Origin of the sequence: Pannonibacter phragmitetus DSM 14782 (assembly GCF_000382365.1) — a bacterium.
GTDB classification, from domain to species: Bacteria; Pseudomonadota; Alphaproteobacteria; order Rhizobiales; family Stappiaceae; genus Pannonibacter; species Pannonibacter phragmitetus.
On the sequence record NZ_KB908224.1, the window covers coordinates 1 to 16239 of the forward strand.

The window sequence follows — 16239 nt, forward strand, 5'->3', positions numbered from 1 at the left end:
ACGCAGATAACAAATCAAAACTCTTCAACAACCACCCAACTAACGCGGGGTGGAGCAGCCCGGTAGCTCGTCAGGCTCATAACCTGAAGGCCGCAGGTTCAAATCCTGCCCCCGCAACCAAATCAAAAAAAACACACAAAACCTCGCCAAAAGCGGGGCAAAAATCGTTACTCCATAAACACATCTCAAAAAAGAACAAAACAGAAACAAAGAAAACAGAAAACGCGCGAAACAGCCCCTCTCAAATCAGAAAATCAATGAAAATCACGGCTCAAAAATAAAAGCTTGGCCTGTTCTCGCGCATGGCGGACACCGGATCCTCCACCCCCCAAATCAGAACAAACAGCCGCAGAAGCCGTCCCCACGCTAGCAGAAATCTCTCCGCCAAACCGGACGAGACCAGGGACGATGTGGGACAGATCCTCGATCTGACCCGCAATCAAATGCACAACACACCCCTCGCGCTCCAAACGCCCCGTCACGCGCAAAAGACGACCGCTAATGACGGCGCGGCGGAAAACTGTATAAACAGAGGGCCAGACCACAACATTGCTGACGCCGGTTTCGTCCTCCAGCGTCAGGAAGATGACGCCCGAGGCGGTGCCGGGGCGCTGGCGGGTGATGACGAGACCGGCCACACTCACCTGCCGCAGATCCGGCCGGGTCAGCTGGTCATGGGTGGTCAGGCCCGGAAGTGCGGGGCGCAGCAGCTCCATCGGGTGGGCGCGCAAGGACAGGCGCAGGGCGGCGTAATCCTCCACCACTTCCTCTCCCAGCGACATGGAGGGCAGGGTAACCTCAGGCTCGTCAATCGCTTCCCCATCCATGCCGGAGAACAGCGGCAGGGTGCGGGCCTGACCCAGCGCCTTCGCCTGCCACAGGGCGGCCCGGCGGGTGAGGCCAAGGCAGGCAAGGGCATCGCCTTCCGCCAGCCGCTGCAGCACATCACCTCTGAGGCCGGTGCGCTGCCAGATGGTCTCCACATCCGGATAGCCGTTGCCCCGGCTGGCGGCGATGGCCTGGCAATCCGCTTCGCACAGGCCTTTGATCTGGCGGAAGCCAAGCCGCAGGGCCAGCGCGCCGTCGCTGCGCCGCTCCAGCGTGTTGTCCCAAGCGGAGTGATTGACCGAGACGGGCCGCACCTCCACCCCATGCTCGCGCGCATCGCGCACGATCTGCGCCGGGGCATAGAAGCCCATCGGCTGGGCATTAAGCAGGGCGCAGGCGAAGATGGCCGGGTGGTGGCATTTCATCCAGGCGGACGCATAGACCAGCCGGGCAAAGCTCGCCGCGTGGCTTTCGGGAAAACCATATTCGCCGAAGCCCTCGATCTGGCTGAAACAGCGCTCGGCGAACTCCGGGCTGTAGCCATTGCCCAGCATGCCGGAGATGAACTTGCCCCGGAACGTATGGATCGTGCCCATGCGCTTGAAGGTGGCAAGGCTGCGGCGCAGGCGGTCGGCCTCGCCGGGCGTGAAACCCGCTGCTACCACGGCAATCTGCAGCGCCTGCTCCTGGAACAGCGGCACGCCCAGCGTCTTGCCCAGCACTTCCCTGAGCGCGTCAGAAGGATAATCCACCTTCTCCTTGCCCCGGCGGCGGTTGATATAAGGATGCACCATGCCGCCCTGAATGGGGCCGGGACGGACGATGGCGACCTCGATCACCAGATCGTAGAAGACGCGCGGGCGCATGCGCGGCAGGAAGTTCATTTGCGCCCGGCTTTCTACCTGGAAGACGCCGATGGCATCGGCCCGGCACAGCATGTCATAGATGGCCGGATCCTCCTCCGGCACGCTGGCCAGCGTCAGCGCCTGCCGCTCGTGCTGGACCAGAAGCTCAAAGCCCTTGCGCAGGCAGGTGAGCATGCCGAGGGCCAGCACATCCACCTTGAGGATGCCCAGGGCGTCGATGTCGTCCTTGTCCCACTCGATGACGGTGCGCCCCTCCATCGCGGCATTTTCGATGGGGCACAGCTCGTCCAGCCGGTCACGGGTGATGACGAAGCCGCCCACATGCTGCGACAGATGGCGGGGAAAGCCGATGATTTCCGCAATCAGCTCCAGCGTCATGGCAAGGTGCCGCTCCGACGGGTCCAGTCCGATCTCGCGCAGCCGGGCCGGATCCGGCGGGCCGCTGGACCAGCCCCAGCTCTGCCCGGCAATGGCGGCAAGCACATCCTTCGACAGGCCCATGACCTTGCCTACCTCGCGTATGGCGGCGCGGGAGCGGAAATGGATGACGGTGGCAGTCAACCCGGTGCGGTGGCGGCCATAGCGCTCGTAGATGTGCTGGATCACCTCCTCGCGGCGCTCATGCTCGAAATCGACGTCGATATCCGGCGGCTCGCCGCGCTCGGCGGAGATGAAGCGTTCGAACACCATCAGCGTGGTGCCGGGCTTCACCTCGGTGATGCCAAGTGCATAGCAGACGATGGAATTGGCCGCCGAGCCGCGCCCCTGGCACAGGATGTTCCGGCTGCGGGCGAACTGCACGATGTCATGCACGGTGAGGAAATAGGGCGCATAGGCCTTGAGGCGGATCAGCGCCAGTTCCTTTTCCACCTTGGCCAGCGTGTCCGCATCCGCACCATCGGGAAAACGCTCGCGGCTTTCGAGGCCCGCCCGCACCAGTTGCTCCAGCCGGGCTTGCGCATCTTCGCCGCTGCTGACCTCTTCGGGATACTGGTAGCTGAGGTCATCCAGCGAAAAGGCGCAGCGGGCGGCAATGTCCAGCGTGCGGCGGAGCGCTGCCGGATAACGGGCAAAAAGACGGGCCATGCCGGCTCCGTCCTTCAGCCGCCGCTCCCCATTGGGCAGGGCGCGGCGGCCGAGGGTGGCGATGGTGCAGCCCTCGCGCAGGCAGGTCAGCACATCGGCGAGCGCCCGGCGGCTGGCTCTGTGCATCAGCACATCGCCAGCGGCCACAAGGGGCGCGGCCGTTGCCAGCGACAGGCGGTACAGCGCATCGAAGCGGGCCTGATCCTGACCGTCATAGCCAGGCGCCGCGCCGGTGTAGACATGACCGGGGAAATGCTGGACGAGCCGGTTCAGCACGCTTTTCACCTCCAGCGCCGTTTCCGGCGCCACCGCCAGAAGATCCGGTGGCAGGGCGATGAGGATGAGGCCGTGGCCCCACTCCATCAGGTCGGCGAGATAGAGCGTGCAGGCGCCTTTGACGGCACGGCGTTTGCCGAGGGTCAGCAGGCGCGACAGCCTTGCATAGGCGGCCTTGTCCACCGGCAGGGCGGCAAACTCCAGCGGGCACTCCTCCAGCACCAGCCGCGATCCGATGATCAGCTTCGGCAGGGTGGGGACTGCGGGCTTCCGTGGCTCGCCGGATTCGGGCGCCAGCATGTCCTGCTTTCCCATGTCCTGGCGGCTGGACGGATCAATGCGCCGGTGGGAGCGGACGGGGGGATGCGGGCGGCCCGTCATCGGGTGCAGCGGTGTCTCTCCGGGCTTTTCCGGGGCGGGTTCAGCAGCGGGGGCTGTCTCTGGCGTGTCTGCCTGTTCCGCAAGTTGCCGCCGAAGCTCGCGCAGGGCCACATGGGCGCGCACCACGCCCGCAAGGCTGTTGCGGTCGGTGATGGCGATGGCCCGCAGGCCCAGTTCGGCTGCCCGCAACACCAGCTCCTCCGGATGCGAGGCGCCGGTCAGGAAGGTGAAGTTACTGGTGACGCAAAGCTCGGCATAGCCGCCCGCGATCATTTCAGGCAAATTCGCCATGGACGTACCATCCCGGGTTCTGCGGTGTATGAAACAGCCAGAGGCGGCGGCCCTCGCGGGTTTCGATCAACCAGTAATCGCGCAGGCCCCGGCGCCAGGCGGGATCATCCAGCCACCATTCCGGTGACAGGCGCTCCGGCCCCGAGGCACGGCCAAGGGTGAAGCGCATGCGCCGCCAGAAGAAACGGGCGGGCGGGCTTGTCCCTTGCGCCGTCAGCGGCTCGGGTGGAAACAAGAGGAGCGGGCGGCGCGGGCCACTTCGGGGAAAAGGCTCCGGGCGGCTGAAGGCGGCTGGGGCGGTCAGATAGCTGCGCTCCGGAATGTGGCTGTCCGCAGGCAAATGGCGGCGCACGGCGTCAAAGCCCAGCCGGTTGCCGATGCGGGTGATGAGATCGGCGAGCTTGCCCTCCACTTCGCCCTCGCCGGCGCTCGTCAGCTGCTGCGGCTGCATCTCCTCCACGATGCTGACGGTCATGCGCAGCTGGTCGAAGCCGAAACCGGCATCCACCTTCTCGATCGAGCGGGCAAACAGGCGGGCGATGGCGGCGGGGTCGCGCATGGGCCGGGCAAGGCCCACGTCCAGCTGCGCCAGATCGCCATCCACCCGCCGCAGCTCCACATGCAGCCGCCGGGCGCCGAGATTGACGGCCGCCAGCTTTTCGCACAGCCGCTCCAGCAGGCGGGTCAGGCCGGCCATGACGTCATCGACGAGGCCCACCGGCTCCGGCAGCGTGATGCGGGCGCCGAAATGCGGCGGCGGGCCATCGGGAGAAACGGGCTCTCCGGCAAGGCCAAGCGCCTGATCGAGCCGCAGCATCAGCGAGGCGCCGAAGCGGCGCGCCAGCGGCGCACGGGGCACCTGCGTGAGGTCACGGATACTGCGCAGGCCCATTTGCTGCAGGCCGCTGGCCGTCTCCCCATCGATCCGCAGGGCCGAGGGCGGCAGCGCGCCGATGGCGGCGAGCGCCTCACCCGGCGGAGCAATGCCGCCGCCATGGCGTGAGAGCGCATAGGCCGCCCCGCGCGTACCGGCAATGGCGGCGGCGGCTGTCAGTCCGGCATGGCTGATGCGGCCATGGAGATCGGCGAGAAGGCCTTCCTCGCCGCCGAAAAGATGCGGCACGCCGGTGATGTCGGCCACCAGCCCATCGGCGCCATCGCGCCCCACCATGGGGCCATAGCGCCCGGCCCAGCGGCCAAGGGCGGCCAGAAACTGCCGTTCGCCGGGCAGGTCTGCCGGTTCGCTGACAAGCTGCGGGCACAGGGCTCTTGCGTCGGCAAGGCTCATGCCCCGGCGCAGGCCGCGTGTTTCTGCCGCCGTATTCAGGCAGTGGATATGCTCGCTGTTGCTGCGGTTGAGGCTGATGGCAAACGGCCCCTCATGAGGCCGCAGCCGCAGGATGCGGTCGCTCGCCAGTCTGGGAAACCAGATGCACAACACCCGCCGGGCCTGAGCTCTTGTCATTGAGGCGTACCATCCAGTTGCCGCTCGTTCCTTTTTTGTTCTTTATAAGCGACCAGACTTGCAGAGTCGAGTCCGTCTCGTCCCACAGGGGCGCGCAGTGCCAGCGGGTTTCACAGGCGTTGCTGCCGCCCTCCTGTCCGGTGACGAGCAGGCCCAGTGTGCGCCCGCTTTCTGCGGCTAGCTGCAGGCGGCGGCCCTGCGTCAGGGTCAGGGGCTTTTCCGTCAGAGTGATCACCGCATGCACCGCGCCGGAGCGCAGCGCCTCCTCCATGCTCCACAGCTGATCCGTCTGCGTGGGGGCCAGCACGGTGATGAGGCGGCTCGGGTCGATCAGCGGCGCAACGCCTGAAGGCAGCAGTCCGCCGCGCAGATGGGTGGGCGCGATCAGCAGCACCGCCTTGTCCGTTCCCTTGCCTTCCCGCAGTTGCGCCGCCTGCAGCAGCGCAAAGGCCAGCGCTGCCGGGCCGGAGGCTTCATGCACCCGGTCCGGGGCCAGAACGGGAAGGGAGACTGACGGACTGTTGCTCATCACTTGGCAGGGTTGGGGTAAAACGTGAACGTATCCACCTATAGCCTGAAAGCGGCAGCGAGTCTCCCTGTTGAATCTGGCAAGCCATGCGGAATGCCTGATGCCCGGAAATGTTTCACCCGCAAGAGGAGAGAAGCCCGCATGCGTGGGCTTGTGCCATTGGTTTCCGCGTCAGCGGATGGGGCGGTCCAGATAGGCCAACCTAGACCGGCCAGCCCAGATCAGTATGGGTGAAGTCATCGCCCTTGTAGGCGATCTTTGTGCGGTAGGCCTTCGCGCAAGCGTAGCTGTAGCAGTCACCCATGTTCAGACGCGCCGGGTGGTTCATGATCTTGCCGAACTGCATGGCAGCATCGAGGGCCTTGGATCCAACATCGCCGGAAATCATGGCCTCCTTGCAATCGAGGTCTACGGCGAACTGTTCGACCAAACTCCGCGCCTTCAGCATCATCTGGGTGGTCGCGGGCATATCCCTGCCGGTGGCCTCTGCCATTCGGCGGGTCAAGGCCAGTGCCGCCTCCATGCGGACGATGGAGGAGATGTAGTAAGGTCCACCATCTGCCTCGAGGCGGTCCAGAAGCGCGCCTGCATCTTCCTCCTGGGCAAGAATTGCGACGATGACAGAGGCATCAATAAACAGCATCAGCCGTCCTCACCCCACATGTCATCGGTTTCCTGCTTGTGGTCTCCCGGTGCCAGTGGTCCAAGCGCATGCATCATGGCAAAGGTCTTTGCCAGCTTTTCGCGGATCGGGAGATTGGCCCGTTTATTGGCGATGGCGCTCTTGAGGGCATCCTTGACCGCATCGACCTTGCTTGACTTGGTCAGGCCGATCAGCTCATTGGTGAGCCTGTCGACCTCTGGGTCTTTAATATAGAGCGGCATGGCAGCATATCCTTTCAAGGATATTATCATATTCTGAATTTCATATCCTTGCCAGATGCCGTTTCCCGCCTCGCACTAAGGCTTTTGATGCTGACGCATCAGGCCCTGAAATTGCTCAGGCGCCGCACGGGCTCGACCGGTGCCTGATGGGGCAAGCGTATTGAGAGCCAGCTTCAGTGCTGGCTTGCTGGAAGCTCCACCACCAGGCCGTCCATGGCCTCGCTGACGGTGACCTGACAGGTGAGGCGGCTGTGCGGGCGGGGATCAATGACGCATTCGATCATCGCCAGTTCCATCTCTTCCGCCTCCGGCAGGGCGATGCCCTGTCCCTCGGGGATGTAGCAATGGCAGGTGCCGCAGGCGCAGGCACCGCCGCATTCGGCGGCGATTTCCTCGATGCCATGGGCAACGGCGGCACTCATCAGGCTCTGGCCGCTTGCGGCCTCCACTTCGGTGCGGGTGCCATCGGCGGACTGGAAGATGATACGGGGCATGGGGGCGTGTCCAATTGGAAGCTGAAGGCTCAGGCAGGAGCCAGATGCAGGTTGAGGCGCTTGGGCCCGCGCACGGAAAGGCCGCGCTTGTAGTCCACCTGGTCTTCCGCCAGCTCCAGCCTTGCGCAGCGGCGCAGCAGGGTGGCGAAGATGATTTCCATGTCCAGCCGCGCCAGATGGTTGCCCAGGCAGAAATGCGCGCCGCCGCCAAAGGCCAGATGCCGGTTGGGCTTGCGGCCCGCGTCAAACCGGTCCGCATCGGCAAAGGCCGCCGGGTCGCGGTTGGCCGCGCCATAGAGCAGGCCGAATTTCGTCCCGCGCGGATAGGCGGTGCCGGCGATGGTCACGTCTTCGCTCGCGTAGCGGTGGAAGAAGGGCAGGGGCGATTCGAAGCGGAACATCTCCTGCACGGCGGTGGGCAGCAGGCCGGGACCGGCCTTCAGCTTCTCCCGCTCGTCCGGAAAGCGGAACAGGCAGTGCATGCCTGAGCCCAGCACGTCGATGGTGGAGCCGTGCCCGGCCATGAGGATCAGCATGCAGGTGGAGATGAACTCGTCCTCGGTGAACTGTCCCGAGGCCTCGGCGCGGATCAGTTCGGAAATGAGATCCTCGCGCGGGGCCTTCTGCCGCTCTGCCTTCAGCGCGGTGAGATAGGTGTAGAATTCGGTGGTCGCGGTTTCGGCCAGCTGTTTGCGGGCGTCCGACCGGTCGATATCGAAGAACTGGACGATATTCTCGGACCAGATGCGCAGCTGCGGACAATCCTCATCCGGCACGCCGAGCAGCCGCCCGATGATGTGGCCGGGCACCTGCGCCGCCAGATCTTCCACGAAGTCGATGTCCCGCTGGTCCAGCAGGCGGTCCACCAGCCCGTCCACATAGGCCTGAATGCTGTCGCGCAACTTGGCGATCATCGCCGGGGTGAACAGGCGGAACACGGCCTTGCGCAGCCGGTCATGCACCTCGCCGTCGCTGTCCAGCAGGCTGAACTGCACGAAGCGGGAATGGTGGGGCATGTCGTGCCAGTTTCCGGCGCGTTTTTCAGCGGCGATCTCCTCGGGGCTTGCCAGCCCGTCCAGCGAGCGCACCATGCGCTTGTCCATGACGATGGCCGACACATCCTCGAAGCGGGAGGCGAGATGGATCTTGAAATCGGGGAACCATGTCAGCCCTTCTCGCGCCCGCAGCTGCGCATAGGCGGCATAGGGATCCGCCGCAAAGGCAGGCTCCAGCGGCGCAAAGACAAACTCACCCTGTGACGGCGCTGCGCCGGCTGCGGAACCTGACATGACAAAATCTCCCTCAAGAGGCGGAAGATAGCTTCATAAAATCCGGGCGGAAATGCAGGATCAACGCAAAAGCTGGACAAAACTCGCAAGGCCCCGCATCGTCGGGGCATGATGGACGAGCGTGAAGAGATTGCCTTTCACACCCCCGGTGCGCTGGCGGCGGTGCTGCCCTATGCGCTGCAGGCGGCCGGTTACGGGCTGGCGCTGCCCGGCGCCGAGCCGACGCGCAAGCGCTACCGTGATCACGTGCTGCTCATCGCCACGCAAGGGCAGGGCTGGATCGAGACGGGCGGTGCCACACATGCGGTCCTGCCGGGCATGGTGGCCTGGCTCGACACATCAAGGCCTTATGCCCATGGCGCGGCGGGGGAGGGCCACTGGCGCTATTACTGGATGGGCCTGCGCGGCGCCGGGCTTGATGCGCTGCACCGGGTGCTGGATGTGCCGCGCCAGCCGCTGTTTCTGCCCGGGGCCTGCAGGGAGATGGAAGCTGCCTTTGCGGCTGTGCTGCGGCTGGCACAGCAGGGCGGGCCTGCGGTGGATGCCCTGGTGAATGCGCAAGTGGCGCTCATCGTCTCGCAGCTGGCGGCCGGGCGCCCGGCGGATGAAGGACGCACGCAGGATCCCCGTATCGCTGCGCTGATGGAGCGCCTGCGCGCCAGTCTTTCCCATCCCTGGCGGATCGGGGATCTGGCGGGGCTGACAGGGCTCAGTCCCTCCCAGCTTTTCCGGGCCTTCCGGGCGGCCACGGGCACGACACCGATGGATTTCCTGCGCCATGAGCGCATCACCGCCGCCAAGCGGGCACTGACGGAAAGCTCCGAAAACGTGGCAGAGGTTGCCGCCGCCTGCGGCTATGCCGATCCCTATCACTTCTCCCGCGACTTCCGCCGCCTCACCGGACTTCCGCCCGCGCGGTTCCGCAAGGGTGCCGGTTTCTGACGGGCGGCAGCTGCGGCCCTGGCTTTGGCTTGCCATTGGAAACCTCCGCCTGCCACGGTATCTTCTGCCCGAAGAGGACCTGACCTGATGGCCGATGCAATATCTCCTGAAAGACGCATCATTGCAGCGCGGCGGATGATTGCGGCGCTGATCGTGCTGCTGGGGCTTTCGGCCCTGGCGCTTGTGACGATCGGCGACAGGACCCTGACACGGCATTTCATGCAGGAAGCCTCGCTGCAGGCCGTCAGTGCCTTGCGGCTGGCGGTCGCAGCGCTCAGCGGCCATCTCAGCCGCTATGAGCCGCTGCCAACCCTGATCGCCGATCATCAGGACATGAAGGATCTGCTGATGGATCCGGACAATGCCGGCCTGCGCCAGCTGGCAAACCAGTATCTCAAGGACATCAACGCGCTGCTGGAATCCTCCGACATCTATGTCATGACAACGGACGGAACGACCATCGCCGCCAGCAATTTTGACGGGCCGGCGAGTTTCGTCGGCGAGAATTTCAGCTACCGCCCTTACTTCCAGGAAGCTGCAGCCGGGCGGCCGGCGCGCTTCTACGCTCTTGGCACCACTTCGGCCAAACGCGGCTATTATTTTTCTGCACCGGTCCGGGCCGCCGGTGAAATCCGCGGGGTGATCGTCTTCAAGGTCGATATCGAAGGCATCGAAAGCTCCTGGCAGGGCGGTGAATACAAGATCCTCGTTTCGGATCCGGAAGGCATCATCTTCATGACCGGCAATCCCGAATGGCTCTATGCCTCGGTGCTGCCGCTGACCCAGGAGCGGCTGAGCCGGACAGAAGAATCCCGCCGCTATTCCGACGCCGTCCTGCGGGAGCTGCCGGTGGCACGCAGCAGTTTTGCCGGACATGATCTGATGACCATCAGCCAGTCTGGCGGCCAAAGCGGCAGCCAGTCCGGCGGCAGCCGTGAATACCTGATGCTCGAGCATTACATGCCCGGAGCCGACTGGACGGTGAAGGTGCTGCTTGATACCGCTTCGATCCACACCCAGGCGCGCACCAGCCTTGTTGCCATCCTCCTGTTCCTCTGCCTGTCCGTGCTCGGGGCTTCCGCCGTCATCCAGCGCCGCGCCCGGCTGCAGGAGCGTATGTTCATGCAGATCGAGGCGCAGGCGGAACTGGAGCGGCGGGTGGAGGAGCGCACGGCCGATCTTGCAAGGGTGAACCTGCAGCTGCGCCAGACCCAGGCCGATCTGATCCAGGCCGGCAAGCTTGCCGGGCTCGGCCAGATGTCGGCGGCCCTCTCGCATGAGTTCAACCAGCCGCTGGCTGCTGCCAAGACCTATGCGGACAGTGCCGCCCTGCTGATCGAGCGGAACCGCATCGCGGAGGCGCAGGACAATCTCGGCCGCATTTCCAAGCTCATCGACCGGATGGCGTCGATTTCACGGCATCTGCGCAATTTCGCCCGCAAGCCGAACGAGCGGCTTGGGGCGGTGCGGATCGAGGATGCTGTCCGCGATACTCTGGAAATTGTCTCGGCCCGGCTGGCTTCGGCCGATGCAACCGTGACCAGCAGCATTCCTGCGGGCCTTCCGCCCGTGCGCGGCGGTCCGGTGCGCCTGCAGCAGGTGCTCGTCAACATCCTGACCAACGCCTGTGATGCGGTCGAGGAGCTGGAGGACCGGGAGATCATGCTCAGCGCCCGCGAGGACGGCGGGCATATCATCATAGAAATCGGCGACCGGGGGCCCGGTGTGCCGCCGGCAATCATCGAGCGGATTTTCGATCCCTTTTTCACCACCAAGGGTGTCGGCAAGGGGCTTGGTCTGGGCCTTTCGATTTCCTATAACATCATCAAGGACTTCGGCGGCAGTCTCGCAGTTCTGCCAAGGCCGGGGGGCGGAGCGCTGTTCCGCATCGGGCTCATACAGGCGCAGACGGAAGCGGGCGCCGGGACTTTGCAAGAGGTGGCCGTATGAACTCCGGCGTGGTGCTGCTTGTTGATGATGAGGAGGACCTGCGCCTCTCCACCAGTCAGGCGCTGGAGCTCTATGGGCTGCAGGTCAAGACGTTCTCCTCCGCAGAAGAAGTGCTCGCACGTACCGGATTCGGCTTCGACGGGATCGTGGTCAGCGACATACGCATGCCGGGCATGGACGGCATGACGCTGCTGCAACGGATCCGGGAGCTGGATCATGAGATCCCGGTGATCCTGGTGACCGGCCACGGGGATGTGCAGCTGGCCGTGAAGGCCATGCGCGAAGGGGCTTATGACTTCATCGAGAAGCCTTTCACCACCCAGGCGCTTGCGGGCGTGGCGCGCCATGCGCTGGACCGGCGGGCACTGGTGCTGGAGAACCGCCGCCTCAGGGCTGTTGCAGGCAAGCGTGATGATATCGAAACGCGCCTGCCGGGCCGCACCCCGGTGATGGTCGATCTGCGCTACCGGTTGCGGGCCATCGGTGCCAGCGATGCGGATGCGCTGATCATTGGCGAGACGGGGGCGGGCAAGGAAGTCGTCGCCCGCAGCCTGCATGACATCAGCGCCCGCGCCAAGGGGCCGTTCATCGCCATCAATTGCGCGGCGCTGCCGGAAACGCTGATCGAGAGCGAGCTGTTCGGCCATGAGGCGGGAGCCTTTCCCGGGGCGCTGCGCGCGCGTTACGGCAAGTTCGAGCATGCGCGGGGCGGCACAATCCTACTGGATGAAATCGGCTCCATGCCGGTGGACCTGCAGGCCAAGTTTCTCAGGGTGCTGCAGGAGCGCACGATCACCCGGCTCGGCTCCAATGAGGCCGTACCGCTGGACCTGCGGTTTCTGGCGACCAGCAAGGTGGATCTGGCGGCGGAAGTGGCGGCGGGGCGGTTCCGCGCCGACCTGTTCTACCGGCTGAATGTGGCGACCATCCGCGTTCCGTCCCTAGCGCAGCGGCGGGCGGATATTCCGCTCCTGTTCCTGCATCTGGTGCGGGAAGCCTGTGCCCGCTATGGCCGCGAGGATCTGGAAGTGGCGCCGGAGGTCCTGTCGGAAATCGCCGAACGTGACTGGCCGGGCAATGTGCGCGAGCTGCGCAATGCGGCGGACCGGCTGGTACTGGGGCTGGAGACCGGACTGGACAGCGCCGGGGCTCAGGATGCGCCCTCGACCCGGCTGGCCGACAAGGTGGCCGCCTATGAGCGGCAGCTCATTGCCAATGCCATCACGGCTCATGGCGGGGCTTTGAAGCCGGTCTACGAACAGCTCGGCATCTCGCGCAAGACGCTTTACGAAAAGATGCAGAAATACGGGCTCGACAAGAGTCTTGCTCTGGATGCCCGCGAGTAGGGTAAGGCTTCAGTTCTGTTCAGATGGGCCGGATGACCTGCGCATGTGTGGAATTCCACACATGCCAACTGGGCAATGTTACGGATTCCTCCCATCCCTTAACGGAAAATGAAAGAATCCAGCCGTCTGGAGGACCTCCCGGCGTTGCCATGCGTCCCGGCAGGCGCTTAGGTCCGGTCAAGTCCGGCCCAGAGGAGGCGCCGGGCGGACCACATCGGAAGACCGTTGGGAGGATTCCATGAAGAAGCTGATGATTGCCATGGCTGGTGCCATGGCGCTTTGCGTTGCTGCCCCGGCCGTTGCTCAGGACAAGACCGGCTGGCCCGGCAGCATGACCGTGGGAACGGCAAGCCAGGGTGGCACTTATTTCATCTACGGCACGGGCCTTGCCGGCTTGATCACCGAGAAGCTCGGCGTCAATTCTTCGGCTGAAGTGACCGGCGGGCCGGTGCAGAACGCCACGCTGGTGGAAACCGGCGACCATCTGATGGGCCTCGTCACCATGGGCCCGGCCTATCAGGCCTGGATGGGTGAAAGCGAACTGGCACCGGGTGTTGAGCACAAGAAGCTTCGCGCCCTGTTCCCCATGTACCAGACGCCGTTCCAGGTCGTCGCGCTGAAGTCGTCGGGCATCACGTCGGTGGCCGATCTTGACGGCAAGCGCGTGTCGGTTGGCCCGGCTGGCGGTACGGCCGCAACCTACTGGCCCCGCTACTTTGAAGCCGTCGGCGTGAAGCCGGTGATTTCCTATTCCGGCGCCAATGACGCGACCAGCCAGGTCAAGGACGGCCTGATCGACGCCTTTGCTTTCGCAGCCGGCGTTCCGATCTCCGCCTTCGCCCAGATTGCAGCCGAAAACCCGGTGAACATCTTCGGCTTCAGTGAAGACCAGCAGAAGAAGATCCTCGAAGCCATGCCGGAACTGGCTGCCTTCGAAGTCCCCGGCGGCCTGTATCAGGGCTTCCCGGACCCGCAGGGCACCGTCAGCCTGTGGAACTTCGCCGTTGCCAATACCGAAATGCCGGAAACGCTGGCCTATGAAATCACCAAGCTGGTGATGGAAAACAACGACCGCATGGTGCAGATCCACGCGACCGCTGCCGAGACGATCGCAGAGAACATCGACAAGAACTCGTTCCTGCCGTTCCACCCGGGCGCCGTGCGCTACTATGAAGAAAAGGGCATCACCATTCCGGATGCCCTGAAGGGTCAGTAAGACCAAGGCTATAGATGCTGATGCATCAGGCCCTGAGATGAGCCCCCTGCCCTTGTGCCGGGCGGCCAAACTCCGGAGGGCGGCAGCTGCCGGCTGCCGCCATTCTTCGTGAATGATCCGGTATCCATTCGGGACGAACACCATGACACAAGCTGACAATGCCTCAGCGCCCAAGGGCAGCGGGCCGATTCTGGCCCAGAATGTCGATGAAGAACCGGTTGCCAGCAACCAGCGCCTGCATGGCAGCTGGATCAACCTGACAATCACGGTTCTCTGCATTGCCTATACCGCTTTCCACATCGGGGTCATGAACCTCTATCCGCTGGAGACCTGGACCTACCGTCTGATCCACGTCTGCGGCGGTCTTCTGCTCGGGTTCCTGATCTATTCCGCCGTGCAGCTGCCGAATACGGCGCCCGCCGGTGCGCGGCGCAACCCGCTCGACTGGCTGTTCATGGCCGTGGGTATCGGCGGCATCGGTTATGGCTTTGCCATGGTGGCCTATGCCTGGGGCGGCTACTGGCTGGCCGGCATTCCGCGCCCGCCGGTGTTCGTTTTCGCCAATTTCGGTCTGCCGCTGCTGGTGGGCACGCTTGCCGCTCTGGCCGGAGCCTGGTTCCTGCCGAACCGGGACCGTGCGCGTATCGGCTGGGCGGATTATGCCCTCGGCATCGCGTCCATCGCGGTTCTGGGCTACATCCTCTTCAACGTCGGGCCTCTGCGTCTGCGCGCTGGTACCGCCATGGCTCAGCCGGCGGACTATTATGCAGCACTCGTCGGTGTGATCCTCATTCTCGAGGTGACGCGGCGCGTGGCCGGCCTTGCGCTGGTGGTAATCGCCTCGATCTTCATTCTCTATTCCTTTGCAGGCCCCTACCTGCCCGGCTTCCTCAACCATCGTGGCTATGAGCCAAGCCGTTTCTTCACCTACATCTTCACCGATCAGGGCATCCTGAGTGATCCGGTGGCGGTGTCCTCCACCTACATCATCCTGTTCATCACCTTCGCCGCCTTCCTGCAGGCCTCCAAAGTGGGCGACTATTTCGTCAACTTCGCCTTTGCGGCGGCAGGCCGCGCCCGCGGCGGACCGGCCAAGGTGGCGGTTCTGGCCTCGGGCCTGATGGGCATGATCAACGGCACATCGGCCGGCAACGTGGTGTCGACCGGCTCGCTCACCATTCCGCTGATGAAGAAGGTCGGCTATCCGGCCAAGACCTCGGCTGCCGTTGAAGCGGCTGCCTCTTCCGGCGGACAGATCATGCCGCCGATCATGGGCGCCGGCGCCTTCATCATGGCCGAAGTGACGGGCATCCCCTACACGGACATCGTCATTGCGGCGATCATCCCCTCGGTGCTCTATTTCGCCTCGGTTTACTTCATGGTCGATCTTCAGGCGACGAAGATGGGCATGAAGGGCCTTCCCAAGGAAGAGCTGCCGGTCTTCAAGGAGCTGCTGAAGCAGGTCTATCTCTTCATCCCGATCATCATGCTGATCTACACGCTGTTTGCCGGCTATTCGGTGATCCGTGCCGGTACGGTGTCGATGATGGCCGCAGCCGTTGTCAGCTGGCTGACGCCGCACCGCATGGGGCCCAGGCTTTTCGCCAAGGCCTTTGATATGGCGGCGCGCATGTCGATCCAGCTGGTGGCCGTGTGTGCCTGCGCGGGCATCATCGTCGGCGTGATCGCGCTTACCGGTGTCGGCGCCCGCTTCTCCAGCCTGCTGCTTGGCATTGCCGAACAGAACCAGCTTCTGGCGCTGTTCTTTGCCATGTGCATTTCCATCGTGCTGGGCATGGGCATGCCGACGACGGCTGCCTATGCGGTCGCCGCCGCTGTCGTGGCTCCTGGCCTCGTCAACCTCGGCATCCCGGTGCTGACAGCGCATTTCTTCGTGTTCTACTTCGCGGTCATGTCCGCCATCACACCGCCGGTGGCGCTCGCCGCCTATGCGGGGCGGCCTTGTCGGGGTCGGATCCGATGAAGACGTCGGTCGAAAGCTTCAAGATCGGTCTTGCCGCTTTCGTCGTGCCCTTCATGTTCTTCTATTCGCAGGCCATGCTGATGCAGGGCACCTGGATGGAAGTCCTGCATGTCTTCGTCACGGCCAGCATCGGCATCTACATGCTCGCGGCGGCCGTGCAGGGCTGGTACTTCGGCAAGCTTGCGGCCGTCCTGCGCGTGGTGCTGCTGATCGGCGCCCTGTGCATGATCCAGGGCGGCCTGATTTCCGATCTCGCCGGTCTTGCCATCGGCGTGGCGCTGCTTGCCTATCAGAAGCGCTTCGTCACGCCGGGCATGCTCGCCCGCGGCTCGGACTGATCCGGACTCTCCATGAGCCTGGCTCATGGAGACCTGGCCAAATGCAAGCGGCGCCATCCACCCGATGGCGCCG

13 protein-coding genes and 1 tRNA gene are annotated in these 16239 nt (G+C 64.4%); 7 read left to right on the top strand and 7 right to left on the bottom strand.

Annotated elements, in window-relative coordinates; genetic code table 11:
- Positions 1-43 precede the first annotated feature (43 nt).
- Positions 44-120 (top strand) — tRNA-Met (locus H163_RS0114265).
- Positions 121-254: 134 nt separating this feature from the next.
- Here H163_RS0114265 and H163_RS0114270 read toward each other — a convergent pair.
- The 7 genes from H163_RS0114270 to H163_RS0114300 all read right to left on the bottom strand — a co-directional run bounded on the left by H163_RS0114270 (position 255) and on the right by H163_RS0114300 (position 8390).
- Positions 255-3710, bottom strand: a complete 3456-nt coding sequence (locus tag H163_RS0114270; protein WP_019965278.1) for an error-prone DNA polymerase — start codon at positions 3708-3710, stop codon at positions 255-257.
- Position 3711: 1 nt separating this feature from the next.
- Positions 3712-5193, bottom strand: a complete 1482-nt coding sequence (locus H163_RS0114275; protein ID WP_026355863.1) for a Y-family DNA polymerase — start codon at positions 5191-5193, stop codon at positions 3712-3714.
- Complete coding sequence (locus H163_RS0114280) at positions 5108-5722, bottom strand: ImuA family protein (protein ID WP_019965280.1); 615 nt, start codon at positions 5720-5722, stop codon at positions 5108-5110. The genes H163_RS0114275 and H163_RS0114280 overlap by 86 nt, the downstream gene beginning before the upstream one ends.
- 202 nt (positions 5723-5924) lie before the next feature.
- Entirely contained in the window at positions 5925-6365 is a 441-nt protein-coding gene (locus tag H163_RS0114285; RefSeq protein ID WP_019965281.1) for a type II toxin-antitoxin system VapC family toxin, read from the bottom strand.
- Positions 6365-6607 carry a type II toxin-antitoxin system VapB family antitoxin gene (locus tag H163_RS0114290; RefSeq protein WP_019965282.1) on the bottom strand — a complete coding sequence of 81 codons (243 nt, stop codon included), beginning with the start codon at positions 6605-6607 and terminating at the stop codon, positions 6365-6367. Before H163_RS0114290 ends, H163_RS0114285 begins: the two co-directional genes overlap by 1 nt.
- Positions 6608-6780: 173 nt before the next feature.
- A complete protein-coding gene (locus H163_RS0114295; protein WP_019965283.1) occupies positions 6781-7101 on the bottom strand; it encodes a 2Fe-2S iron-sulfur cluster-binding protein in 321 nt (106 codons plus the stop codon).
- 29 nt (positions 7102-7130) lie between these two features.
- The gene (locus H163_RS0114300; protein WP_019965284.1) at positions 7131-8390 is read right to left on the bottom strand and encodes a cytochrome P450; all 1260 of its coding nucleotides are present in this window, start codon (positions 8388-8390) and stop codon (positions 7131-7133) included.
- Between the two features lie 108 nt (positions 8391-8498).
- Between H163_RS0114300 and H163_RS0114305 the strand changes: the two genes are divergently transcribed.
- The 6 genes from H163_RS0114305 (at position 8499) to H163_RS24945 (ending at position 16166) form a co-directional block, all read left to right on the top strand.
- The gene (locus H163_RS0114305; protein WP_019965285.1) at positions 8499-9332 is read left to right on the top strand and encodes a helix-turn-helix transcriptional regulator; all 834 of its coding nucleotides are present in this window, start codon (positions 8499-8501) and stop codon (positions 9330-9332) included.
- 87 nt (positions 9333-9419) lie between these two features.
- Positions 9420-11282, top strand: a complete 1863-nt coding sequence (locus H163_RS0114310) for a sensor histidine kinase (RefSeq protein ID WP_019965286.1) — start codon at positions 9420-9422, stop codon at positions 11280-11282.
- On the top strand, positions 11279-12628 hold the full coding sequence (locus tag H163_RS0114315; protein WP_019965287.1) for a sigma-54-dependent transcriptional regulator: 1350 nt from the start codon (positions 11279-11281) through the stop codon (positions 12626-12628). Before H163_RS0114310 ends, H163_RS0114315 begins: the two co-directional genes overlap by 4 nt.
- A 238-nt stretch (positions 12629-12866) precedes the next feature.
- Positions 12867-13844, top strand: coding sequence for a TAXI family TRAP transporter solute-binding subunit (locus tag H163_RS0114320; RefSeq protein WP_019965288.1), 978 nt, complete (start codon positions 12867-12869; stop codon positions 13842-13844).
- 142 nt (positions 13845-13986) lie between these two features.
- Positions 13987-15828 (top strand): TRAP transporter permease, encoded by a 1842-nt coding sequence (locus H163_RS22880; protein WP_342210617.1) that lies wholly within the window; start codon positions 13987-13989, stop codon positions 15826-15828.
- Positions 15825-16166 carry a hypothetical protein gene (locus tag H163_RS24945; protein WP_342210616.1) on the top strand — a complete coding sequence of 114 codons (342 nt, stop codon included), beginning with the start codon at positions 15825-15827 and terminating at the stop codon, positions 16164-16166. The genes H163_RS22880 and H163_RS24945 overlap by 4 nt, the downstream gene beginning before the upstream one ends.
- Positions 16167-16239 lie beyond the last annotated feature (73 nt).

Excerpts from the sequence above, each read along its gene's own strand:
- H163_RS0114310 (WP_019965286.1), top strand. The coding sequence starts at position 9,420 with ATGGCCGATGCAATATCTCCTGAAAGACGCATCATTGCAGCGCGGCGG.
- H163_RS0114300 (WP_019965284.1), bottom strand. The coding sequence starts at position 8,390 with ATGTCAGGTTCCGCAGCCGGCGCAGCGCCGTCACAGGGTGAGTTTGTC.
- H163_RS0114295 (WP_019965283.1), bottom strand. The coding sequence starts at position 7,101 with ATGCCCCGTATCATCTTCCAGTCCGCCGATGGCACCCGCACCGAAGTG.
- H163_RS0114315 (WP_019965287.1), top strand. The coding sequence starts at position 11,279 with ATGAACTCCGGCGTGGTGCTGCTTGTTGATGATGAGGAGGACCTGCGC.
- H163_RS0114320 (WP_019965288.1), top strand. The coding sequence starts at position 12,867 with ATGAAGAAGCTGATGATTGCCATGGCTGGTGCCATGGCGCTTTGCGTT.
- H163_RS0114290 (WP_019965282.1), bottom strand. The coding sequence starts at position 6,607 with ATGCCGCTCTATATTAAAGACCCAGAGGTCGACAGGCTCACCAATGAG.
- H163_RS24945 (WP_342210616.1), top strand. The coding sequence starts at position 15,825 with ATGAAGACGTCGGTCGAAAGCTTCAAGATCGGTCTTGCCGCTTTCGTC.
- H163_RS0114270 (WP_019965278.1), bottom strand. The coding sequence starts at position 3,710 with ATGATCGCGGGCGGCTATGCCGAGCTTTGCGTCACCAGTAACTTCACC.
- H163_RS22880 (WP_342210617.1), top strand. The coding sequence starts at position 13,987 with ATGACACAAGCTGACAATGCCTCAGCGCCCAAGGGCAGCGGGCCGATT.
- H163_RS0114280 (WP_019965280.1), bottom strand. The coding sequence starts at position 5,722 with ATGAGCAACAGTCCGTCAGTCTCCCTTCCCGTTCTGGCCCCGGACCGG.
- H163_RS0114275 (WP_026355863.1), bottom strand. The coding sequence starts at position 5,193 with ATGACAAGAGCTCAGGCCCGGCGGGTGTTGTGCATCTGGTTTCCCAGA.
- H163_RS0114305 (WP_019965285.1), top strand. The coding sequence starts at position 8,499 with ATGATGGACGAGCGTGAAGAGATTGCCTTTCACACCCCCGGTGCGCTG.
- H163_RS0114285 (WP_019965281.1), bottom strand. The coding sequence starts at position 6,365 with ATGCTGTTTATTGATGCCTCTGTCATCGTCGCAATTCTTGCCCAGGAG.